Raw genomic sequence first — 22,724 nt, forward strand, 5'->3', positions numbered from 1 at the left:
CCTCGGTTGAACCCGAGGGCCGCACTCTGCCAGATGGTGTGAGCGGTTTGAACCGCCGACTACGAGGCGACCCGCAGGGTGCGCATGCGGACCCGCTCGACTTCCAGGCCTTCCGGCGGCGGCTTCTCACCGGGGTCGCCGCTGAGCGTCACGGCGCCGAGGCCGATCTGGCCCTGGACGACACTGAGCTCCCTGTGGGTCTCGACGATGGCGCGGCGGGCTTCGGCCAGGGCCATGATGGCCTGGCTGGCGCGCTCGACCGCGTCCTGCCCGATCAGCGCCGAGGCGCCGGCGACCTTGCGGAGGGCAGGCATCGCGCCCGTCAGGGCGGCAGTCTTGCTGAGCGCCGCGTCGATGGCGGCTTCAGCGTCGAACAGGGCGGCGGCGACCTCTTGGGCGGCCATGCGGCGTTCTTTGAGCATGAGTTCTCTCCATGCGCGTCCGTCAACACGGCGCGCCGTTACATTCAGCGATCAGGGTTTCGTAGCCGTTCAGGCTTTTAGTAAATTCGCCGCCAGATCGTTGAGGGCGTGGAGGCCCGCCAGCATCCCCCCGAAGGCGAGGACGGTGACGACGGCGATCCCGACGATCGCGACGACCCGGACGGCGGGGCTCAGTTCATTTCGGCGGGTCCAGTCTCCGCTTCGCCCTTGAAGTTCTCGTCCAGGAGAACCCAGGTGAGGCAGAGGATTTCCCGCAGCACCATTTCCGGCGGCTTGAACGGCGCCAGCTTCCGGGTCGCGGAAACCAGATGCCGCGCCATGTCCGCCTGCGCCGGCGTCGCCGAGAGATCGACGAGCTGCCGCTCGAGCTGCGTCCATGAGAAGCCGGGAAGAAGCTCCTCCCGCCTCGCCAAGGCCGGCCAACGCTCCTCGAAGTCGTCGATCTCCCGGCGAAGGCGGAGCGCCCTGCCAATCACCGCCCTGTTCTCGAAGCTCGGCCACTCGCCCATCGGATGTCTCCTCGGTTGCGAGGGCATCCGGCCAGCTTCGGTTAACCGTGTCTGTCCTGATCGTGTCGTGTCCTGACGCGATCAGGACAGCGCCGCGGTCGAGTTCGCGCAGCAGCCTGGCCGCCTGGAAGCGGTCGTCCACGCCCAGCTTCCGGCGCGCGCGGTCGCAGTAGGTGTCGACGGACGTCTTGGACATCCCGAGTTCGCGGGCGATCTGCTTGGAGCTGAGATGCTGATCGACCAGCCGCAGACAATCCCTCTCGCGCTGGGTCAGGATCTCGACAGGGTTCATGACGCCCCCCAAAGCGCACTCCGTCTTGCGCAGTAAACGACGGGTTTTGCCCCGCGTCTACTTTGCCGCGTGGTTTACAGGGGCTCGCGTTGTTTTGCAGCAAGTCATTCGTCGCGCTTGACGGCCCGTTAAGCCCTCTGCGGCTAATTCGACCGCCGCATGCGTAAACCGACACGGTCCCTCTCCGAACGGCGCCCGGCCCGAGTGCAGATCAGCGCCGAACAACTCGCGTCGCTCAGCCACGAGTTCCGCACGCCCCTGAACGGCGTGCTGGGCATGGCCCGACTCCTCGAGGGCACCAAGCTCACGGAAGAGCAGAAGACCTATGTCGCGGCGCTCCGCGACTCGGGCCAGCACCTGCTCACCCTGGTCAACGACGTCCTCGATTTCGCCAAGCTGGGCGCCGGGCGCCTGGAGCTGCATCCGGCGCGCACCGACATCGAGGCGCTGCTGCAGAGCGTGGCCGAGCTGCTGTCGCCGCGGGCCCGCGAGAAGGACCTGGAGATCGCCTGGGCCGCGCGGGCCGCGCCGCTCACGATCCACGCCGACGAAAGCCGCCTGCGCCAGATCCTGCTCAACTTCGCCGGCAACGCCGTGAAGTTCACCGAGACCGGCGGCGTCCTGATCACCGCGGCGGCGCCGGAACCCGGCGTGCTGCGCTTCACGGTCGAGGACACCGGGCCCGGCGTGTCGGACTCCGACCGCGACCGCATCTTCGAGGCCTTCGCCCAGGCCGAGACCGCGCACGCCGACCTCGGCGGCTCGGGCCTCGGCCTCGCCATCGCCCGGCGCATCGCCCGCGCCATGGGCGGCGAGGTGGGCGTCGAGACGGCCCGCGAAGGCGGCGCCGCGTTCTGGTTCGAGGCCGAACTTCCGATCGTTCCCGCGGCGCCGCGCGGCCTGCCCCTCTCGCGCCGGCGCGTGGGCGTCGCCTCGCCGAGCCGCATCGTGCGCGCCGCGGCGGCCGCGCAGGTCGAAGCCTGCGGCGGGACCGCGGTCTGCGGCGAGACCGTCGCCGAGGTCGTCGCCGCCACGCGGACCGGCGACGTCATCCTGGTCGACGCCGGCCTGGCCGGACCGACGGGCGCGCTCAGGCCGCCGGCCCAGCGCAAGGGCATCGTGCTGCTGGCGCCCGACGAGCGCGACCGCGTGGCGCGCTATCGCCGGGCGGGCTTCACGGGCTACCTCATCAAGCCGCTCCGCCGCGCATCGCTGGCCGAGCGCGTGCTGATCGCCGCGGGCGAGGCGCCCACCGCCGCGCCGCCGCGCGAGGACGAGCGCATCGTGACGGCCGCGGCGCCGGGCGCGCGCATCCTGCTCGTGGAGGACAACCCGATCAACGCGCTCCTGGCGCGCACCCTGCTGACCCGCGAGGGCTGCGAGGTCGAGCATGTGACCAGCGGCGCCGAGGCGCTGAAGGCCGCCGACATGGGCGCCTTCGACGTGATCCTGATGGACATGCGGATGCCCGGCCTGTCGGGCGAGGAGACCGCGGGCCGCCTGCGCGAGGCCGGCATCGCGACGCCGATCGTGGCGCTGACCGCCAACGCCTTCGAGGACGACCGCCGGGCCTGCCTCGCCGCCGGGATGGACGACTTCCTGGTGAAGCCGCTGTCGCCCGACGCCCTGCGCACCGCGCTGACGCGCTGGGCCGCGCCCACGAGCCGGGCCAACTGGACGAAGCCCGCCAAGCGCTTCAAGGTCGGCTAGTTGCGGGCGGCCCAGGAAGCGTCCTGAGGAGCGCCGCTGAGAGGCCGGCATGACCGACAAGGCTGAAGGGGCGCAAACCCCGCGGCGCAAGCGCACCGCCATGGAGGTGGTCCGGTCCCTGCGCCAGCCGAAGGTCGCGGTCACGCTCGCGCTGGGCTTCTCCTCGGGCCTGCCGTTCCTGCTCACCGGCAACACCTTCGGCTACTGGCTGCGCGACGAAGGCACCAGCCTGAAGGCCATCGGGTTCATCTCCTGGGTCGGCATGGCCTATGTGCTGAAGCCGTTCTGGGCGCCGATCGTCGACCGCGTCGACGTACCCCTGCTGGGCCGCCTGGGCCGCCGCCGCGGCTGGATGCTGCTGTCGCAGGTCCTGATCGCCCTGGGCCTGATCGGCATGGTGATCACCGGGCCCGAAGGGGGCCTCACGGCCATCGGCGCCTGCGCGCTCCTGGTCGCGTTCGCCTCGGCGACGCAGGACATCGTCATCGACGCCTGGCGCATCGAGGCCTCGTCCGACTCCGACGAGATGGGCCTGCTCTCGTCGGCGGCCCAGCTCGGCTACCGCGTCGCCCTGCTGGTCGCCGATGCGGCGATCATCGCGGCGGCCGAGCACTTCGGCTGGCCGATCAGCTACGTCTGGATGGCGATCCTGATGGGCGTCGGGGTCGCGGCAAGCCTCTTCGCGTTCGAGCCCGCGCGCGCCGACGAGGTGATGCACGCCAAGGCGCCGCTGTGGACGCCGCGCGGCTTCTTCGACGCCGTCGTCGGGCCCTTCATCGACTTCTTCGGCAAGCACAAGGCCGTCGGCCTGCTGATGCTGGCGGCCATCGCCGCCTACCGGCTCCCCGACTTCCTCATGGGGCCGATGTACAACCCCTACTACCACGACCTCGGGATCACGAAGGACACGGTGGCGGTCGTGCGCGCGGCCACAGGCCTGCCCGGGGCCTTCGCCGGCATCGCCGTGGCGGGGCTCTTCGCGGTGCGGTTCGGCCTGTTCCCGACGCTGCTGGTCGGCTCGGTCCTGCAGGGCTTCGGCACGGCCGCCTTCGCGCTGTTGGCCTACGACAACGACCCTGCGCTCTTCACCGCCGTCATGGCGCTCGACAATTTCGCCCAGGCGTTCGCCGGCGTGGCGCTGGTGGCCTACATGTCGAGCCTGACGGGCCTCGGCTACACCGCCACGCAATACGCGCTGCTGTCCTCGACCTACGCCTTCCTGGGCAAGTTCCTGAAGGGCTTCTCAGGCGCGGTCGTGGAGGGCATGACGCCGACCCACGGCCTGCTCGGCGCCTACGCCACCGCCTTCATCGGCACGGGGCTGACGGCCATCCCGCCGATCCTGCTGTTCCTGTGGCTGGCGCGCATCCACGCCCGGCAGACGAAGGCCGCCTAGCCGCCCAGGCAGACCACCTGCGCCACCTGCAGCTCCCGGCGCAGGTCGTCGGCGACGTAGAAGTAGTTCTGCGGCGTGATCTGCTCGCCGGTCGCGGTGGCGTCCGCGCGGCGGCCGCTGGCGATCAGGGTCGCGCGCACCACCTCGGGCGCGGTCGTGTAGATGCGGCCCCGCCGCGGGCTCTCGGCGATGGTCACGCCCAGCACGCGGCCCTGGGCGTCCAGCGCCGGCGCGCCGGAGAGGCCCCCCAGCGTGCCGTTCAGACCCTCGGTCCGGCCGGTCTCGGCCCAGACCAGGACCGGCTCGGTCCGCGCGCCGTGGCCGCGCACGACCAGGTTCTCGCGGCCCAGCAGGCGCGACGACGCCTCGCCGGGCTGCCCCTGCGGGAAGCCGGGATGGAAGGCCCGCTGGCCCCTGTGCAGCGGTTCGGCCAGCGCGAGCGGGAGCGGCGCGGCGCCGCCCTCGGTGTAGAGCAGCGCCGCCTCGCCCTTCGGGTCGATCTTCACGCTCACGGCCACGCCGGCGCCGGGACCGACCACGATGGCCGCCCGCGCGCAGCCGTCGACGACGTGGCGCGCGGTCAGCCACACGCCCGAGCGGGCAATGGAGAAAGCGGTGCCGGCGGCCGGGCCGGGCTTGTCCGGCACGTCCACGACGATCGACGGATCGAACGGCGAGGCCGGGCCCAGCGCCTCGCCCAGCGGGTCGGCGCTCTTCGGCGGCGGCGGCGGCGCGTCGGTGCGCTCGTCCCGTCCCAGCGCAGCGAACAGCAGCACCACGAGGATCGCGGCGTAGACCACCCAGTCCGGCAGCCGCGGGAACTTCATGACTACGAGCGGGCCGCCGCGAGAATGACGGCGGTGGCGAGCTTGGCGCCGACCAGCAGCGCCGCGGCGGAGAGCTCGCCCTCCTGGATGCGCTTGGGCAGGCCGCGCAGGATCATGTCGACCAGCCGGAAGATCAGCAGTTGCACCACCACGGTGACCGCGCCCCACAGGCCGATCTCGATGACGTTGGTCGACGCCTTCAGCGACGCCGAGAGCGGGATGGCGAGCCCCACCAGCACGCCGCCCAGCGACAGCGCCGCGGCGGTGTTGCCGTCGCGGATGAGGGTGATCTCCTTGTGCGGCGTCAGCAGCACGTAGGCCGCCGCCGCCGCGATCAGGATCGTCATCGTGACGGAGACGTGCAGCAGGAAGACCGGGAACCCGGCGGCAAAGGCCTGGATCTCAGGCGAAGGCGTAGGCATCGAAAAGCGTCCCCGAAGCAGGCGGTCGAACCGTTACCACGCCGCCTGCCCAATCAGAACGCCATCGCCCATGCGTGCGTTAGGGTGCTCGAACGGAGGACGCGCCATGCAGCAACAGGTCGCGGTCATCACCCTGGGCGTCGCCGGCCTGGTGCGCTCGAAGCGCTTTTATGTCGAGGGCTTCGGCTGGACGCCGGTGTTCGAGAACGAGGAGATCGTGTTCTACCAGATGAACGGCTTCGTGCTGGGCACATGGCTCCAGGCCGGCCTCGAGGCCGACATGCAGCGCAGCGGGCTCGCGCGGGGCGGCGCGTTCGCGCTCGCCCACAACGTCGGCTCCGAGGCGGAAGTGCGGTCGGTGATCAACCGCCTCGCCGGCTTCGGCGGCAAGGTGCTGCGTCCGGGCGACGCCCCGCCGCACGGCGGCTTCCGGGGCTATGTCGCCGACCCCGACGACCACGCCTGGGAGATCGCCTTCAACCCCGCCTGGCCCATCGACGCCGAGGGCCACGTGACGTTCGGGCTCTAATCGGCCTGCTCGATCTTTCGCCGCGCGCTGGCCCGCAGCTTCTCGCTTTCGCTCTTGAGCTGGCCGCAGGCGGCGAGGATGTCGCGGCCGCGGGGCGTGCGGATCGGCGAGGCGTAGCCGCCGCGGTTCAGGATCGCGGCGAACCGCTCGATCGTGGACCAGGACGAGCACTCGTACTCGGTCCCCGGCCACGGGTTGAACGGGATCAGGTTGATCTTGGCCGGGATGCCCTTCAGCAACTGCACCAGCGCCTTGGCCTCTGCCGGGCTGTCGTTGACGCCCTTCAGCATCACGTACTCGAAGGTCACGCGCCTGGCGTTGCCCAGGCCCGGATAGGCGCGGATGCCGGCCATCAACTCCTTCAGCGGATACTTCTTGTTCAGCGGCACGAGCTTCTCGCGGAGCTCGTCGTTGGTGGCGTGCAGCGAGATGGCCAGCATCGCCTGGGTCTTCTCGCCCAGCGCCTGAAGTTGCGGGACCACGCCCGACGTCGAGACGGTGATCCGGCGGCGCGAGATCGCGATGCCTTCGTGGTCGGCGATGATGTCGATCGCCTGGGCCACGTTGTCGAGATTATAGAGCGGCTCGCCCATGCCCATGAACACGATGTTCGAGAGGCGGCGGTCCTCCTTGGGCGAGGGCCATTCGCCGAGGTCGTCGCGGGCCACCTGCACCTGGGCCACGATCTCGGCGGCGGTCAGGTTGCGCACCAGAGACTGTGTACCTGTATGGCAAAAGGTACAGTTCAGGGTACAGCCCACCTGCGAACTGACGCAGAGCGCGCCGGCGCGGCCGACGTCGGGGATGTAGACGGTCTCGACCTCGATGCCCGGGCCCATCCGGATCAGCCACTTGCGCGTGCCGTCCCTGGAGACCTGGCGCTCGACCACCTCGGGGCGCTCCAGGCTGAAGGCCGGGGCGAGCTTCGCGCGCTGCTCCTTGGCGATGTCGGTCATCCGGTCGAAGTCGGTGACGCCGTAGTGGTGCAGCCAGCGCCAGACCTGCGCGGCGCGCATCTTGGCCTTCTCGGGCGGGACCGCCCCGGCGTCGACCAGCGCAGCCGCCAGTTCCTGGCGGCTGAGGCCCGTCAGGTTCGGCGCCTTCGGCGCGAGCGGGGTCGCCGGCGCGCGGCTGAGATCGAGGGTCACGCCCAAGGCTGGGTCCTTCTGGAGCGCGGCGAATATAGGGGAGCGCGCCTCGGTCGCCAAATCCCGACGCCGCCGCACGCCCGCGCGCCCGCGCCGCGGCCTGCCCCAGGGGAGGACTTCAAACATCCGTTCGAGACCGCTAGGGTCCGCCCACGCAATCGAGAACCGGGAGAACGTCCATGAAAGCGCTGCTCAGCAAGGCCGTCGGCGGGCCCGAGACCCTGGTGCTCGACGAGATGCCCTCGCCCGAGGCCAAGCCGGGCCAGGCCGTGGTCAGCGTCAAGGCCGTGGGCGTCAACTTCCCCGACGTGCTGATCATCGAGGACAAGTACCAGTTCAAGCCGGCCCGCCCGTTCGCGCCCGGCGGCGAGGTCAGCGGCATCGTGAAGGCGGTGGGCGAGGGCGTGACCCACATCAAGCCGGGCGACCGGGTGCTGGGCAACACCGGCTGGGGCGGCATGGCCGAGGAACTGGCGCTGGAAGCGCACCGGCTGGTGAAGATCCCCGACGCCATGCCCTTCGACGAGGCCGCCGCCTTCATCATGACCTACGGCACGAGCTGGCACGCCCTGGAGGCCCGCGCGAACCTCCAGCCGGGCCAGACCCTGCTGGTCCTCGGCGCGGCCGGCGGCGTGGGCCTGGCGGCCGTGGAGCTGGGCGCCGCGATGGGCGCACGCGTGATCGCCGCGTGCTCGAGCCAGGAGAAGGTCGACCTCTGCCTGAAGCACGGGGCCGCCGCGGGCGTGGTCTATCCGAAGGGGCCGTTCGACCGCGAAGGCCAGAAGGCGCTGGCGGCCCTCTTCAAGGACGCCTGCGGCCCGAACGGCGCCGACGTGATCTACGACCCGATCGGCGACGCCTATGCCGAGCCGGCTCTGCGCTCCATCGCCTGGGAAGGCACCTATCTGGTCGTGGGCTTCGCCGCCGGCGAGATCCCCAAGGTCCCGCTCAACCTCGCGCTGCTGAAGGGCTGCCAGATCGTCGGCGTCTTCTGGGGCGGCTGGGTCGCCAAGAACCCCGAGAAGCACCAGAAGAACGTGGCCGACCTCCTGGAGATGTACGCCAGGGGCAAGATCAAGCCGTTCGTTTCGCAACGCTTCCCGCTGGAGCGCGCCGCCGAGGCGATCACCCACCTCGCGAGCCGCAAGGCGCTGGGCAAGGTCGTCGTCACCGTCGACTGACGAACGCCGGCCGGCGCGGGGGCGCGGCCGGCCGCCGGCCGAGGTTGCGCCGCGCGGCGCGCCTCCGTAGGGATCGCGCGACCTGGGGGACGGCTGCGGCGTGAGCGAGAGATCCGAGAGCTCGAACCTGCAGGGCGCGCTCTGGATGCTGCTCTCGGCGGTCACCTTCTCGGCGATGACCACGCTCGTGAAGTTCCTGGGCGACGACTACCCCGCCGCGCTGCAGACCTTCTACCGCCAGGCCGCGGGCTTCGTGGTCCTGCTGCCCTTCATCCTGCGCCACCGCGGGGCGGCGTTCGCCAGCAGCCGGCCCGGGATCATGGTCTTCCGCTCGCTCGCCGGCACCCTTGGCCTGATCCTGTCGTTCTGGGCCTTCCAGGAGATGCCGCTGGCCGACGCCAACGCGCTCTCGTTCACCCGCACGCTGTGGCTCGTGCCGCTGGCCGCCTTCGTCGTGAAGGAACAGGTGGGCCCGCTGCGGGTCGTCGCGGCGCTCGTTGGGTTCGCCGGGGTGCTGGTGATGATCCGGCCGGGCGCCGACGGGCACTTCGCGGTCGGGCTGCCGGCCCTGGCCATGCTGGCGTCGTCGTTCCTGTTCGCCTTCACCGTCACCGGCATGAAGGTGCTGACCCGCGACCACTCGCCGATGGTGATCCTGTGCTGGTCGGCGGCGCTGGGCCTCTTGCTGGCGATCCCCGGTGGCATCGTGGCCTGGCGCTGGCCGACGCCGGTCGACTTCGCGCTGCTCTGCGCCATGGGCGTGATCGCGACCGTCAACCAGGCCTGCTACATCAAGGGCATGCAACTGGGCGACGCGGCCGCCATGGCGCCCATCGACTACACGCGGCTCGTCTTCGCCGCGGGCATCGGCTTCCTGGCGTTCAACGAGATCCCGACCGTCTGGACCGTCGCCGGCGCCGCCATCGTGGTGGCCGCCACGCTCTTCATCACGCTGCGCGAGCAGCAGCTCGCGCGCTCGGCGCGGCTGAGCGCCGAGCCCGAGGGCGAACGCTAGAGCGCGCCGCGCGATCCGGGACCCGGGCCGCGCGCTCCAGGTTTTCGCTGTCGCCCCGTTGTCGCGGGGGCAAAGACCCTAGGCCAGCGCCGCCCGGCGCCGGCGGATCGCCGCGCCCGCGCCCGCGAAGCCCAGGATCATCAGGCCCCAGGCGGCCGGCTCGGGCACGCCGCCGCTGACGAGGTTGTCCCCGCTCAGGACCACGTTGTCGAACTTGGCGAGGAAATGGCCGCTGGAGGCGTTGGTGGTGTGCATGCCCAGGGTGATGGTGTGGTCGCCGGCGCCGAGGGCGCCGAGATTGAAGCTGCGCGCCTGGAACGTGTTCGTGCCCGCCGTCCGCGTCAGCGAAACCCCGTCGAACAGCACGTCGTAGCTGATCGTGCAGCCCTGGCAGACCAGCGCCCACGCGTCGAGGTCGAGCGTGTAGTCGCCCGCGAGCAAGGTCAGCGTGCGGGTGGCCCGCGCGGTGAGCTGGCCGCCGCCGGGCGGGGCGTTGATGTAGGGGCCCAGGATGCCGCCCTCGTCGATGCCCGCGGCGCCGCCGTAGTTGGTGCTGAAGACCCACTCGGGCCCCACCCCGGCGTCGAAGTCGTCGGAGAAGACGACGGTGGCGGCCTGCGCCTGGGCGCTCAAGGCCGCGGCCGACAGCGCGGTCGCCCAGAACAGCTTGCGATACATGGCGTCATCCCCGCGACATCCGGCCCGCACGGCCGGAGCCGCACCATGCGGCGCGGCGCGGACGACTCCCTCCCCCGATCGGGGGTGTCGCTACTCGCCCCGCAGGCGGGCGATGTCGCGCCGGGCGGCGTCCTTGTGGCTGGACTTCAGGTTGCGGCCGATCACCGCCATCAGGGCGGCGAACACCGCCGCGTCGTCGGTGTAGCCCAGGCCGGCGATGAAGTCGGGGATCGCGTCGACCGGAAGCACGAAGTAGGCGAGCGCCGCCAGCATCATGCCCTTGGCCGCGATCGGCGTGTCGTCGTCGCGGGCGCAATACCAGACGCTGAGCGCGTCCTTGGCGAACGGGATACGCGCCACGACGCGGGCGATCTTCGGCCAGAAGCCGCGCTCGACGCGCTGTTCGTTCAGCTTCATCACCGACGGGACCAGGGCATGGTCCTTCGCGATGACTTCCGCCGCATCGAAGGTGACGTCGGGTGAGACTTTTTTGCCGGGGCTCATGGGGGTAAGGGTTCGCCGGTTTTACTCACGCCATCATATGGGAGCGGGCGTTCCATGGAACTCAATTCATCCGTCGCGGCGGTCGTCACCGGCGGCGCGTCGGGCCTCGGCGAGGCGACGGCGCGCCGTCTGGCCGCCAAGGGCGTGAAGGTCGCGATCTTCGACATGAACGAGCAGAAGGGCGAGGCCGTGGCCGGCGAGATCGGCGGCGTCTTCTGCAAGTGCAACGTGACGTCCGAGGAAGAGGTCGACGCGGCCTTCGCCAAGGCGCGCGCGGCGCACGGCCAGGAGCGCATCCTGGTGAACTGCGCCGGCACGGGCAACGCCATCAAGACCGCCGGCCGCGACAAGCAGACCGGCGAGACGAAGCACTTCCCGCTCGACGCCTTCAACTGGATCATCCAGATCAACCTCGTCGGCACGTTCCGCTGCATCGCCAAGTCGGCGAAGGGCATGCTGGACCTGGAGCCGGTCGACGGCGAGCGCGGCGCGATCGTCAACACCGCCTCGGTGGCGGCCGAGGACGGCCAGATGGGCCAGGCGGCCTACTCCGCGTCCAAGGGCGGCGTGGTCGGCATGACGCTGCCCATCGCGCGCGACCTGGCCGGCGACGGCATCCGCGTGAACACCATCCTGCCGGGCATCTTCAACACCCCGCTGATGAACGCCGCCCCGCCGCAGGTGAAGGAGGCGCTGGCCGCCTCGGTGCCGTTCCCGAAGCGCCTGGGCAACGCCGAGGACTACGCTTCGCTGGCGCTGGAGATGATCACCAACGGCTACTTCAACGGCGAAGACGTCCGCCTCGACGGCGCCATCCGCATGGCGCCGCGGTAAGCGATCGCGTCACCGCGGAACGGATCGAGCCCTCGCGCAAGCGGGGGCTCTTTTCGTTTTTGGAACCGCGGAAAGCGCGGAAGGACGCGCAAGAGCGCCCGCCGCTTCTTCCGCTTCTTCCGCTTCTTCCGCTTCTTCCGCTTCTTCCGCGGCCTTCCGCGGCCTTCCGCGGTTCATCGACCTTCGGGCACGATGCTCTAGTGCCGCGTCGTGCGCGCGTCGGGTTCGAGGCCGCGGGCGGGGAGCGGCCAGCCGGCGGCGCAGAGCGCGCTGTTGAGCTGGCGGCTGAGCATGATCACCATCCCGGGCTCGCGCACGATCGGCTCCAGCAGCGCCTCGGCCAGCGGGCGGTCGACAGGGGCCAGGCCACAGGCGAAGATCAGGCGCTGGGCGTCGGTCGACATGCCGCCGCAGTGGCTGCAGGTGAGGCGCAGCGGCCGGGCGCTCGCGGCCTCCACCGCCTGGATCCAGGCCAGGAAGAGGCTCGACGCGCGGGGCGAGGCCCTGGCGGCCAGCACCTCGCCGACGTGGCCGTGCGGGCGCTCGCCCATCAGCCGCGCCGCAGACCAGGCCTTGAGCGCGTAGAACAGCAGGCGTTCCGCCGGGAACAGCCGCGCCTCGCACGCCTGCGGCTCGCGCCCGGTCCTCGCCACGCCCTGCATCGACATCGCCGCGCTCCATTGTTGCGAATGGTTCGCAACAGGAGTGCGCGGGCGCTAGTTGCGAGTCAATCGCAAAAGCGCGGTCAGCGACGGCGGCGCGTGGGCCGGCTGGAGGCGGCCAGCCCGCCCAGCACGCCGCGGATCAGCTCGCGGCCCAACTGGCTGCCGAGGGTGCGCAGCATCGACTTGGCGAAAGCTTCGCCCATGCCCTGGCGGTTCGAGGCGCGCGGACGCGGCGCGGCCTCGTCGCCGTCGTCGCCCGCGCGGCCGCGGCGCTGCGGCGGCTCGGCGTCCGGCTCGGGCTCGGCCCGCTTCTGCTGCAGCATCTCGTAGGCGCTCTCGCGGTCCAGCGCCTGGTCGTAGACCCCGCGCACCGGGCTCTGGCCGATCAGCGCCGCGCGCTCGGCCGGCGTCAGCGGCCCCAGCCGCGAGACCGGCGGCCGGATCATGGTCTTCTGCACCACCGTGGGCACCCCCTTCTCGTCCAGCACCGAGACCAGCGCCTCGCCGACGCCCAGGGCCTGGATCGTGGTGGCGGTGTCGAAGGCGGGGTTGGGCCGGAAGCTCTCGGCGGCGGCGCGAAGCCCCTTCTGTTCGGCGGGCGTGTAGGCGCGCAGGGCATGCTGCACGCGGTTGCCCAACTGGCCCAGCACGGTCTCGGGGATGTCGGCCGGGTTCTGGGTGACGAAGTAGATGCCGACGCCCTTGGAGCGGATCAGCCGCACCACCTGCTCGACCTTCTCCAGCAGCGGCTTCGGCGCGTCGCGGAACAGCAGGTGCGCCTCGTCGAAGAAGAACGCGAGCTTCGGCTTCTCCGGATCGCCGACCTCGGGAAGCTCCTCGAACAGCTCCGACAGCAGCCAGAGGAGGAAGGTGGCGTAGAGCCGGGGCGTGGCGATCAGCCTGTCGGCCGCCAGGATGTTGATGTAGCCGCGGCCCGCCCCGTCGGTGCGCATCAGGTCCGAGAGCCGCAGCGCCGGTTCGCCGAACAGGTTGGTCCCGCCCTGGGTCTCCAGGCTGAGCAGGCTGCGCTGGATCGTGGCGATGGTGGCCGGCGAGATGTTGCCGTACCTGGCGCTGAGCTCCTTGGCGTTCTCGGACGCGTGGGTGAGCATCGCCTGCAGGTCCTTCAGGTCCAGCAGCGCTAGGCCCGCCTCGTCGGCCGCGCGGAAGACGACCATCAGGACGCCTTCCTGCACGTCGTTCAGCTCCAGCATCCGCGAGATCAGCAGCGGGCCCATCTCCGACACCGTCGCGCGGACCGGGTGGCCGGACTGTCCGAACAGGTCCCAGAACACGACCGGCGCGGCGCGCGACTCCAGCGTGAGGCCCATGTCCCTGGCCCGCGTCAGCATCTTCTCATTGGGCGTCCCCGGCGCGCCCACGCCGCAGAGGTCGCCCTTCACGTCCGCGGCGAAGACGGGCACGCCGGCGTCGGACAGCCCCTGCGCCAGCACCTGCAGCGTCACCGTCTTGCCCGTGCCCGTCGCCCCGGCCACCAGGCCGTGCCGGTTGGCGCGGCTCAGCAGCAATTGCTCGGGCTGGCCCGAGAACCCGATCAGGACGCCATCACTCATTTCCAGGACCCCCGCAGAACCGTCAAAACCACAGCCATCACCAAAGACCCGAGCCGGGCCCGGCTTCCACGGCCTTTTCGTGTCCTTTCGTCTTTTTCGGACTTCGCGCAAGAGCCGCTTCGTGGCCTGATTTGCGCCGGAATCGCGACGAACCGTGCCGGAAATTGCGCCCGGCAGGGCAAATCGCCTCCCCCTTGAGCGCGAAGAGGGGTAGAGAACGCCCGATTTGACGTTGCAGGCCCTTCGCGCCGACAGTCCTCCGAGCCTTGCCGAAAGCGCGCATGCCCGCCCCGAAACCCCCGGCCGCCGACCCCGTCTCGCGAAACGCCCTGGTCATCCTGGCGACGATCGCCGGCGGCCTGGTGCTGTACGCGCTCTCCGACATCCTGACGCCGCTGGCGCTGGCCCTCTTCCTGGCGCTGATGATCGACGGGTTCGCGCGGGTGCTGCAGAACCGGCTGCCGGGCGTGTCGGGCCGGGTGGCGGTGCCGCTCGCCGTCGTGCTCTCGATCGTGATCTTCGGGGGCGCGGCCTTCTTCATCGCCGACAACGCCGCCTCGTTCGCCGGCCAGCTCGTCGGCTACGCGCCGAAGCTCAACGGCCTGATCGCGCGGGTCGCCGGCATGGTGGGCGTGGACGTGCCGCCGACGATCACCCAGCTCATCCAGCGCGCCGATCCGGCCAGCCACCTGGGCGAGGTGGCGCGCGGGCTTCAGACCTTCGTCTCCACCGCCGCCTTCGTGCTGGTCTACCTGGGCTTCATCCTGGCCAGCCGCCGCGGCTGGGAGCGCAAGGCGGTCGGCCTGTTCGAGAACCGCGAGCGTCGGCAGGAAGCCGTCGCCGCCTTCCTGCGCATCCGCAACGGCGTCGAGCAGTACCTCTGGGTGCAGACGGTCACCGGCCTGATGATCGCGGTCGCGTCGTGGATCGCGATGGTCTCGGTCGGCCTCGACAACGCGCTCTTCTGGTCGATCCTGATCTTCATCGCGTCGTACATCCCGGTGGTCGGCGGGATCATCGCCGTGGTCCTGCCGCCGGTGTTCGCCCTGGTGCAGTTCGACACGCTCTGGCAGGCGGTCCTGCTGTTCGTGGTCCTGCAGGCCATCGGCATGTTCGTCGGCAACGTGGTGCAGCCCCGGATGCAGGGCCGCAGCCTCAACATGGACCCCATCGTGCTCCTGATGGCGCTGGCCTTCTGGAGCGTGGTCTGGGGCCTGCCCGGCGCGTTCCTGTCGACCCCCCTGACCACGGTGGTGATGGTCATCCTCGTGCAGTTCCAGGGCACGCGCTGGATCGCCGTGCTGCTCTCGGCGGACGGCGAGCCGGGCGAGCTCCGCCACCGCCCGACCCACGCCACGCCCGACACCCCGCCGTCGCGGCGGGACGCCGGACGCCGTTCGAAGACGCCCCCCAAAAAAGACGGACCCGGGACTTAAAACGTGACCCTTGCCTCCCTAGATACTGTTGGCTGGACGGCACTTTCCTCCAGCAGATGCGTCCGCTCCCCAACCCCGCGGACGCAGCGAGCACCCGGAGCTCCGCCTGTCCCCCCCGGCGGAGCCACGCGCCGCCGGACTCTCTCCTCCGGCGGCGTTCTCGCGTCCGGCGTCCCCCTCATCGAAGGAGGCGCCCGATGAGCCGCGCTCCCCGCACCGCCCGCGCCCTCGCCAGGGCGCTCGCCGAGGACCTGGGAGACGACGCCTCCAGGGCCGTGAAGTCGTTCGTGGCCCAGGCCGCGGAGGACGCGCACGCCGACGAAACCCCGGAGCTCTCGACCGCGGACCTCGCGAAGAACCTCGCCGACCTCTGGCGCTATGGCGAAAGCCGCCGCGGGCGCGGCCCGCAACTGCGCATCACCGACGCGGTGGGCGCCAGCTTCGACCGCCTCGACATCGTGCAGGACGACGCACCGTTCCTGGTCGACAGCATCATGGGCGAGATCGCCGACCAGGGCCTGTCGGTGCGCGCCATGGTCCACCCGATCGTCGAGATCCAGCGCGACCGGGCCGGCGTGCGCGGCGACACCGGGACCGCGCGGCGCGAGTCGATGATCCAGGTGATGATCGAGGACGTGGCCAAGGACCGCGAGAGGGCCCTGCTCGACGGCGTGAAGGCGACGCTCGCCGACGTCCGCGCCGCGGTCGAGGACTTCCCGGCGATGCTGGCGATGATCTCCCAGACCACGGCCGAGCTGCAGGCGTCGGGCAAGGCGCGGCCCGAGGAGATCGACTTCCTGAACTGGCTGCACGAGCAGCACTTCGTGTTCCTGGGCGCCCGCATCTACGAGTACCCGAGGCTGAAGAACGGGGACTACGCCGCGGAAGAGCCGCTGTACCAGCCGAAGGACGGCCTGGGGGTGCTGCGCGATCCCGGGCGCACCGTGCTGCGCCGCGCGAACGAGCCCGCCGTGCTGATGGCGGCGATGAAGGACCGCATCGTCCGCGACCCGGCGCTGACCATCGCCAAGTCGAACGTGAGAAGCCGCGTCCACCGCCGCGGCTACATGGATTACGTCGGCATCAAGCGCTACGGCGACGATGGCCGCCCGTCCGGCGAGGTCCGCTTCGTGGGGCTGTTCACGGCAGAGGCCTACGACCAGCCCGCGACCACCGTGCCCCTGATCCGCGAAAAGGCCGCGCGCGTCCTGCGGCGCGCCGGCGCCGCGCCCGGCAGCTACAACGAAAAGCGCCTGCGCAACATCGTCGAGAACCACCCGCGCGACGAACTCTTCCAGATCGGCGAAGACGAACTGCTGGAGATGGCGCAGGGCATCCTGCACCTGGCGGACCGGCCGCGCGTGCGGCTGTTCGAGCGGCGCGATCCCTTCGACCGCTTCGCCTCCGTGCTGCTGTTCGTGCCGCGCGAGCGCTACGACTCCGACCTGCGCCGCAAGGCCGGGGAACTGCTCACCGAAGCCTATGGCGGCCGCCTCTCGGCCTACTATCCCAGCTTCAACGACAGCCCGCTGGCGCGCGTCCACTTCATCATCGGGTTCACCCCGGGCCAGCATCACGAGCCGGACCTGCGCGCCCTCGAGGCGGCGATCACGGAGGCGGCGCGCACCTGGGAGGATCGCCTGGACGCCGCGATCCGCGGCGTCGGCGGCGATCCCGAGGACGCGACGGGCCGCATGGCGCGCTACCGCACCGCCTTCCCCGCCGGCTACCGCGACCGCTTCGACGCCGCCGAGGCGCTGGAGGACATGGCCGTCATCGACGGCATGGCCGCCGACCAGGCGGTCTGCGCGCGCGCCTATCGCGCGCCCGGCGACGGCCCGCTGCACTTCCGCTTCAAGCTCTACCGCCGGATCGTCCCCGCGGCGCTCGCCGACGTGCTGCCGATCCTGGAGAACATGGGCCTGAAGGCCCTGGCCGAGGCCGGCTTCGCGCTCACCCCCGAGGGCCAGGACGCCGTCTGGGTGCATGACTTCGAGATCGAGGACCCGCGCGGGGCGAACCTGATCTTCTCCGAGATCAAGGACGCCTTCGAGGACGCCGTGGTCGCCGTCTGGACCGGCAGGACCGAGAACGACGGCTTCAACCGCCTCGTCATGGAGCTCTCGATCCCGTGGCGCGACGCGGCCCTGGTCCGCGCGCTGGCGCGCTACCGCCAGCAGTCGGGGCTCGACCCCTCGCAGCGGGTGCAGGAGCAGGCGCTGTCGAACCACCCGGGCGTCGCGCGGCTGATCCTCGACCTCTGGCGGATCAAGTTCGACCCGGCGATCGCCGCCGACGTCGAGGCCCGCAAGGACCAGGCCGGCGCCGTCATGGACGAGATCGTCGAGGCGCTGCAACTCGTCGAGAGCCTGGACGACGACCGCGTGCTGCGCCGCCTGGCGCTGCTGGTCGGCGCGATCCAGCGGACCAACTTCTATCAGGCCGCGGGCGACGGGTCCGTGAAGCCCTACATCTCGTTCAAGGTCGCCTCGGGGGCGCTGGCCGACCTGCCGGCGCCGAAGCCCTATCGCGAGATCTTCGTGTCCTCGACGCAGGTCGAGGGCGTCCACTGCCGCTTCGGCCCGGTGGCCCGCGGCGGCCTGCGCTGGTCGGACCGCCGCGACGACTTCCGCACCGAGGTGCTCGGCCTGGTGAAGGCCCAGCAGGTGAAGAACGCGGTGATCGTGCCCGTGGGCTCCAAGGGCGGCTTCTATCCGAAGCAGTTGCCGAAGGGTCCGCCCGACGCCGTGCGCGCCGAGGCGATCGCGGCCTACAAGACCTTCCTCTCGGGCCTGCTGGACCTCACCGACAACCTCGACGCCAGGGGCAGGGTGATCCCGCCGCAGGGCGTGGTCGTCCACGACGGCGACGATCCCTACCTCGTCGTGGCCGCCGACAAGGGCACGGCCACCTTCTCCGACATCGCCAACGGCGTGGCCGAGGACTACGGCTTCTGGCTGGGCGACGCCTTCGCGAGCGGCGGCTCGGTGGGCTACGACCACAAGGCCATGGGCATCACCGCCCGCGGCGCGTGGGAGGCGGTCAAGCGCCACTTCCGCGAGATGGGCAAGGACATCCAGTCCGAGCCGTTCACCGTGGTCGGCTGCGGCGACATGTCGGGCGACGTGTTCGGCAACGGCATGCTGCTCTCCACGCAGATCCGCCTGCAGGCGGCGTTCGACCACCGCGACATCTTCCTCGACCCCGACCCCGACCCGGCCCGGAGCTATGCCGAGCGGGAGCGGATGTTCGCGCTGCCGCGCTCGTCCTGGCAGGACTACGACAAGAAGAAGATCAGCCGGGGCGGCGGCGTCTTCTCGCGCGCGCTGAAGTCGATCCCGCTGTCGAACGAGATCCGCGCGCTCCTGGGGACGACGGCCGAGGCGCTGTCGCCCGCCGAGGTGATCAACCTGATCCTGAAGGCGCCGGCCGAGCTGCTCTACCTGGGCGGCATCGGGACCTACGTGAAGGCCAAGGGCGAGTCGAACGCCGAGGTCGGCGACAAGGCCAACGACGCGGTGCGCGTCAACGGCGCGGACCTCAGGGTGAAGGTCGTCGGCGAAGGCGCGAACCTGGGCCTGACCCAGGCCGGCCGCATCGAGTTCGCGGAAGCCGGCGGTCGCGTGGACACCGACGCCATCGACAACTCCGCCGGCGTCGATTCGTCCGACCACGAGGTGAACATCAAGATCACCACCGGCATCCTCGAGCGGCAGGGCAAGCTCACGCGCAAGGCGCGCAACACGCTGCTGCCCAAGATGACCGACGACGTGGCGACCCACGTCCTGGTCCACAACTACGACCAGACGCTGGCGCTCTCGCTGCTGGAGATGGACACCGTCGGCGAGCTGGAGCCGCACGCGCGGTTCATGACCGAACTGGAGCAGGCGGGCCGCCTGGACCGCACGGTCGAGGGCCTGCCCGACGCCCTGGCGGTCTCCGAACGCAAGAAGGCCGGCAGGGGGCTCACGCGGCCCGAGCTCGCCGTGCTGCTGGCCTACGGCAAGCTGGAGCTCAAGCGCGAGATGGTCGCCGGCGACGCGACCGCCGACCCGTTCTTCGAGCGGCTCCTGATCGACTACTTCCCGAGGCTGCTGCGCAAGTACAAGGACGCGATCCTGCAGCACCGCCTGCGGCCCGACATCATCGCGACCGTCATCGCCAACGACATGGTCAATCGCTGCGGGCCCTCGTTCCCGTCGCGGATCATGACCTCGGCAGGCGTGGACGTGACGGCGTTCACCGCCGCCTACGCCGCGGCCAAGCAGGCCCTCGGCTTCGAGACGCTCTGGCAGGACGTCGAGGCGCTGGACCTGAAGATCCCGTCGTCCGGGCAGATGGCGCTGTTCCGCCGCCTGACCGCGGCCCTGCGCGGCGCGACCTTCTGGCTGGCCCGCCGGGCGGGGCGCGAGGACCTGAACGTGGCGGAGCTGACGGGCCGCTACGCGCCGGGCTTCAAGAGCCTGCACGGCCTGATGCCCGAGATCCTGTCGCCGGCGGAGCACGAGGGCGTGATGGCCCGCAAGCGCCAGCTCGTCGACGCGGGCGCGCCGGCCGACCAGGCCATGGCGGCCGCCGTCCTGGGCCCGCTCACCAACGCCGCCGACCTCGTCGACCTGGCCGAGGCGTCGAGCTGGCCGATCGCCAGCGTCGCGCGGCTCTACTACGCCGTGGACGAGGTCTTCGCCTTCGACCGCGTGCGCGCGGCGGCGGGCGCGTTCCGGGCCGGCGACATCTTCGAGCGGACGGCGCTTCGCCGCCTGATCGAGGACCTGCTGAGCGAACAGGCGCAGCTCACCCGCGCGATCATGGCCTTCACCGGCAGCGCCCAGGCCGGCGAGGACAAGGGCTCGGCCCGCGACGCGGTCCGCGCCTGGGCGGCCCTGCGCCGCGATCTCGCCAGCACCGCGACGCGCACGGTCGAGGAGATCGAGGCCGGCGGCTCGGCCTGGACCTTCGCCAAGCTCACCATCGCCAACGCCGCCCTGCGCGAACTGGCGGCGGAAGCGGCGGCGGGCCGGCGTCGGAAAGGCTAGGTCAGCCGGAACGGGACCGTGCGGCGCTCGTGCTCGGGCACGTTCAGCCGCCGGTCCACCGGCGGGAAGGCGCGCTGGGCGCAGTCGTCGCGCTCGCAGATCCGGCAACTGACGCCGATGGGCGCGACCGGCCCCTTCAGGTCCACGCCCTCGGAGTAGACCAGCTCGTGCGCGTGGTCGATCTCGCAGCCGAAGCCCAGGACGTAGCGACGGTCCGGCCTCAGGTAGGCTTCAGAGCGCTTCACGACCGCCCGCGCCACGCAGAGATAGCGTGTGCCGTCCGGCATCGCGGCCACCTGCACCAGGAAGCGGTCGGACGCCGCCGCCGCGTCGTGGACGTTCCACAGCGGACACGCGCCGCCGAACCGCGCGAACTGGAACCGCGTGGCGCTGTGACGCTTGGTGATGTTGCCGGCGTAGTCGAGCCGCACGAAGTAGATCGGCGTCCCGCGCTGTCCCGGGCGCTGCAGGGTCGAGAGCCGGTGGCAGACCTGCTCCAGGCTGGCGCCGAAGTGCAGGGCCAGTTGCTCGACGTCGTAGCGCCGCGCGCGGGCGAAGGTCGCAAAGCGGCCGTAGGGCATGATCAGCGCGCCGGCCGCGTAGTTGCCCAGGCCGACCCGGCAGACGTCGACGGCCTCGCGGCTGCGGAACCGCGCCCCGGCCAGCTCGGCGTCGACCTCGCCCGCGAGGTTCGCCACGGCCACGTGATAGGCGAGCTGGAACACCCGCGTCGCCAGCGGCTGGGCCACGTTCAGCCACAGCACGTTCGCCGTGGGGTCGTAGCGGCGCATCACGTCGTCCATCGCCGCATAGCGCACGTCCACGCCCATCCGCTCGCGCACGTACATCTCGAGCAGCATGTCGGCCGGCCCCGGTTGGTCGAGGCCGATTTCCCGCGCCAGGTCCTCGGCGGCGCGGTCGAGGCTGTCGACGTAGTTGTCCCGGAAGTGGAAGAAGTCGCGCACCTCCTCGTAGGGGAGCAGCGAGCTGGCCGCCGTCGCCTCGTCCAGCGCCACGGCCTCTTCCGTCAGCTTCAGCCGCTCCGACAGCCGATGGTTGGCGCGGTGCAGGTCGAGAAAGCGCCGCGCCAGGCCCGGCGACTGCAACGCGACCTGGCGCAGCTCGCTGAGCGGGATCGGGTCGCCCAGGCCGCCGCTCTCGGCCACCGCTTCGCGCAGGTCGGCGATCAGCCGCTGGTCGTTGTCGGCCTCGAACAGTTCGGCCGGCGCGCGGAAGGTCTCCATCAGGCCGGCCAGCACGCGGTCTGTCACCGGCCGCTGGTTCGCCTCGATCTGCGAGAGATAGCTGACCGAGATGCCCAGCCGCTGGGCGCAGGCCTCGAGCCGCCAGCCGCGCTGGGCGCGCAGCGCACGGACCTTGGGACCGACGAACAGCTTGTAGCGCATTTCGCAATTTCACAAATCGAGTGGCGCGGACGGCCAATTCTTCGCACGATCTCGGTTGAAACCCAACGGTCCGTAGCGGCACCTTCGCGCCCGCACAGCCCGCAACGGGTATCGGCCCACTACCCCGATCTTGTGGAATGGTGTGGCCATGGGATGCGAGACATGATGGACGACAACCTCCGCCACCTGCCGCGCCTGGGCATCGCCGGCGCCATGCGGCTCTACGGCATGACCGCCCGCGCGCTCCGCTTCTACGAGGAGCGCGGCCTGATCGAGGCCCGCCGAGACCGCCAGAACGCGCGCTTCTACGACCCCGCGGCGCGGCGTCGGCTGGAGTGGATCTCGCGCCTGCGCCGCGCCGGCGTCGGCCTGCCCGAGATCGAGGCCGTGCTGGAAGCGGAGGTCGAGTCCGAGGCGCGCGCCCTGGCCGCCGAAACGCTGACGGCCCGGCGCGCGAAGCTGGCGGCCGAGATGGCCGCCCTCGACGAGGTCATCATCGACCTGGACCGCCCGGAAACGCCGCGGCGGCTCGCCGTCCGCGGCTGATCCCGCGCGCCGGTCCTAGTGCCGGAACACGCGCACGCCGGTGAACACCATCGCCACGCCGCGCTCGTCCGCGGCGTCGATCACCGCCTGGTCGCCGATGGAGCCGCCGGGCTGGATCACCGCCGTGCAGCCTGCGTCGGCCGCCTGGAGCAGGCCGTCCGGGAACGGGAAGAACGCCTCCGACGCGCAGGCCGAGCCCCTGAGGTCCAGGCCGAAGTCGGCGGCGCGGAGCGCGGCGATCCGCGCCGAGTCCTTGCGGTTCATCTGCCCCGCCCCGATCCCCAGCGTCTGGCCGGCCCTGGCGTAGACGATCGCGTTCGACTTCACATGCTTGGCGACGGTGAAGGCGAAGAGCATGTCGCGGACTTCCTCGTCGGTCGGCGCGCGCCTCGTCACCACTCTCAGGTCGGCCGGCGTCAGGTGCGCCGTGTCCTTGCTCTGCACCAGGAAGCCGCCGGTCACCGACTTGAACGTCTTCCCGAAGGCCCGCGGATCGGGCAGGCCGCCGGTGACCAGCAGGCGCACGTTCTTCTTCTTGCGGAAGAGCGCGACGGCGTCGTCGTCGGCTTCGGG

19 protein-coding genes and 2 pseudogenes are annotated in these 22,724 nt (G+C 71.1%); 9 read left to right on the forward strand and 12 right to left on the reverse strand.

Going from position 1 to position 22,724, the window contains the following annotated elements; genetic code table 11:
* Positions 1-59: 59 nt before the first annotated feature.
* From JNL41_RS02605 to JNL41_RS22530, 3 genes and pseudogenes are all read right to left on the reverse strand, one after another.
* Positions 60-404, reverse strand: a complete 345-nt coding sequence (locus JNL41_RS02605) for a hypothetical protein (protein WP_293472713.1) — start codon at positions 402-404, stop codon at positions 60-62.
* 209 nt (positions 405-613) lie between these two features.
* Positions 614-952: a hypothetical protein gene (locus JNL41_RS02610; protein ID WP_293472714.1), complete on the reverse strand. Its 339-nt coding sequence runs from the start codon at positions 950-952 to the stop codon at positions 614-616.
* 124 nt (positions 953-1,076) lie between these two features.
* Positions 1,077-1,244 (reverse strand): annotated as a pseudogene (locus JNL41_RS22530) (helix-turn-helix transcriptional regulator); the annotation flags it as partial.
* Positions 1,245-1,448: 204 nt separating this feature from the next.
* Between JNL41_RS22530 and JNL41_RS02615 the strand changes: the two are divergent.
* Together JNL41_RS02615 and JNL41_RS02620 are read left to right on the forward strand one after the other, a co-directional pair.
* Positions 1,449-2,954 (forward strand): response regulator, encoded by a 1,506-nt coding sequence (locus tag JNL41_RS02615; protein ID WP_293472715.1) that lies wholly within the window; start codon positions 1,449-1,451, stop codon positions 2,952-2,954.
* A gap of 49 nt (positions 2,955-3,003) precedes the next feature.
* The gene (locus tag JNL41_RS02620; RefSeq protein WP_293472716.1) at positions 3,004-4,350 is read left to right on the forward strand and encodes an MFS transporter; all 1,347 of its coding nucleotides are present in this window, start codon (positions 3,004-3,006) and stop codon (positions 4,348-4,350) included.
* Here JNL41_RS02620 and JNL41_RS02625 read toward each other — a convergent pair.
* Both JNL41_RS02625 and JNL41_RS02630 read right to left on the reverse strand, forming a co-directional pair.
* A complete protein-coding gene (locus JNL41_RS02625; RefSeq protein ID WP_293472717.1) occupies positions 4,347-5,177 on the reverse strand; it encodes a serine protease in 831 nt (276 codons plus the stop codon). The genes JNL41_RS02620 and JNL41_RS02625 overlap by 4 nt on opposite strands.
* Before the next feature lie 2 nt (positions 5,178-5,179).
* Positions 5,180-5,599 carry a DUF350 domain-containing protein gene (locus JNL41_RS02630; protein ID WP_293472718.1) on the reverse strand — a complete coding sequence of 140 codons (420 nt, stop codon included), beginning with the start codon at positions 5,597-5,599 and terminating at the stop codon, positions 5,180-5,182.
* A 106-nt stretch (positions 5,600-5,705) separates the two neighbouring features.
* Between JNL41_RS02630 and JNL41_RS02635 the strand changes: the two genes are divergently transcribed.
* On the forward strand, positions 5,706-6,128 hold the full coding sequence (locus tag JNL41_RS02635; protein WP_293472719.1) for a VOC family protein: 423 nt from the start codon (positions 5,706-5,708) through the stop codon (positions 6,126-6,128).
* Here JNL41_RS02635 and rlmN read toward each other — a convergent pair.
* On the reverse strand, positions 6,125-7,282 hold the full coding sequence (gene rlmN, locus JNL41_RS02640) for a 23S rRNA (adenine(2503)-C(2))-methyltransferase RlmN (RefSeq protein ID WP_293472720.1): 1,158 nt from the start codon (positions 7,280-7,282) through the stop codon (positions 6,125-6,127). The genes JNL41_RS02635 and rlmN overlap by 4 nt on opposite strands.
* 173 nt (positions 7,283-7,455) lie before the next feature.
* On the opposite strand from rlmN, the gene JNL41_RS02645 reads away from it, so the two are divergent.
* Both JNL41_RS02645 and JNL41_RS02650 read left to right on the forward strand, forming a co-directional pair.
* On the forward strand, positions 7,456-8,457 hold the full coding sequence (locus JNL41_RS02645) for an NADPH:quinone oxidoreductase family protein (RefSeq protein WP_293472721.1): 1,002 nt from the start codon (positions 7,456-7,458) through the stop codon (positions 8,455-8,457).
* A 100-nt stretch (positions 8,458-8,557) separates the two neighbouring features.
* A complete protein-coding gene (locus tag JNL41_RS02650; protein WP_365697765.1) occupies positions 8,558-9,472 on the forward strand; it encodes a DMT family transporter in 915 nt (304 codons plus the stop codon).
* 78 nt (positions 9,473-9,550) lie between these two features.
* Here JNL41_RS02650 and JNL41_RS02655 read toward each other — a convergent pair whose 3' ends face one another.
* Both JNL41_RS02655 and JNL41_RS02660 read right to left on the reverse strand, forming a co-directional pair.
* Positions 9,551-10,150 (reverse strand): PEPxxWA-CTERM sorting domain-containing protein, encoded by a 600-nt coding sequence (locus JNL41_RS02655; RefSeq protein WP_293472722.1) that lies wholly within the window; start codon positions 10,148-10,150, stop codon positions 9,551-9,553.
* Between the two features lie 90 nt (positions 10,151-10,240).
* Complete coding sequence (locus JNL41_RS02660; RefSeq protein ID WP_293472723.1) at positions 10,241-10,654, reverse strand: YkvA family protein; 414 nt, start codon at positions 10,652-10,654, stop codon at positions 10,241-10,243.
* 54 nt (positions 10,655-10,708) lie between these two features.
* On the opposite strand from JNL41_RS02660, the gene JNL41_RS02665 reads away from it, so the two are divergent.
* Positions 10,709-11,488: an SDR family NAD(P)-dependent oxidoreductase gene (locus JNL41_RS02665; protein WP_293472724.1), complete on the forward strand. Its 780-nt coding sequence runs from the start codon at positions 10,709-10,711 to the stop codon at positions 11,486-11,488.
* 197 nt (positions 11,489-11,685) lie between these two features.
* On the opposite strand, the gene JNL41_RS02670 is transcribed toward JNL41_RS02665, so the two are convergent.
* Both JNL41_RS02670 and JNL41_RS02675 read right to left on the reverse strand, forming a co-directional pair.
* Positions 11,686-12,156: a hypothetical protein gene (locus JNL41_RS02670; RefSeq protein WP_293472725.1), complete on the reverse strand. Its 471-nt coding sequence runs from the start codon at positions 12,154-12,156 to the stop codon at positions 11,686-11,688.
* Positions 12,157-12,233: 77 nt separating this feature from the next.
* A complete protein-coding gene (locus tag JNL41_RS02675) occupies positions 12,234-13,727 on the reverse strand; it encodes a helicase HerA-like C-terminal domain-containing protein (RefSeq protein WP_293472726.1) in 1,494 nt (497 codons plus the stop codon).
* A 281-nt stretch (positions 13,728-14,008) separates the two neighbouring features.
* On the opposite strand from JNL41_RS02675, the gene JNL41_RS02680 reads away from it, so the two are divergent.
* Entirely contained in the window at positions 14,009-15,163 is a 1,155-nt protein-coding gene (locus JNL41_RS02680) for an AI-2E family transporter (protein WP_293472727.1), read from the forward strand.
* A 197-nt stretch (positions 15,164-15,360) separates the two neighbouring features.
* A complete protein-coding gene (locus JNL41_RS02685) occupies positions 15,361-20,199 on the forward strand; it encodes an NAD-glutamate dehydrogenase (protein WP_293472728.1) in 4,839 nt (1,612 codons plus the stop codon).
* Here the strand turns inward: JNL41_RS02685 and JNL41_RS02690 are convergent.
* The gene (locus tag JNL41_RS02690) at positions 20,196-21,605 is read right to left on the reverse strand and encodes a helix-turn-helix domain-containing protein (protein WP_293472729.1); all 1,410 of its coding nucleotides are present in this window, start codon (positions 21,603-21,605) and stop codon (positions 20,196-20,198) included. The genes JNL41_RS02685 and JNL41_RS02690 overlap by 4 nt on opposite strands.
* 162 nt (positions 21,606-21,767) lie before the next feature.
* Here JNL41_RS02690 and JNL41_RS02695 point away from each other — a divergent pair, with 162 nt between their 5' ends.
* On the forward strand, positions 21,768-22,151 hold the full coding sequence (locus tag JNL41_RS02695) for a MerR family transcriptional regulator (RefSeq protein WP_293472730.1): 384 nt from the start codon (positions 21,768-21,770) through the stop codon (positions 22,149-22,151).
* Between the two features lie 15 nt (positions 22,152-22,166).
* Here the strand turns inward: JNL41_RS02695 and purH are convergent.
* Positions 22,167-22,724 (reverse strand): annotated as a pseudogene (purH, locus tag JNL41_RS02700) (bifunctional phosphoribosylaminoimidazolecarboxamide formyltransferase/IMP cyclohydrolase); the annotation flags it as partial.

It is taken from the genome of Phenylobacterium sp. (genome assembly GCF_016793285.1).
GTDB lineage: Bacteria > Pseudomonadota > Alphaproteobacteria > Caulobacterales > Caulobacteraceae > Phenylobacterium.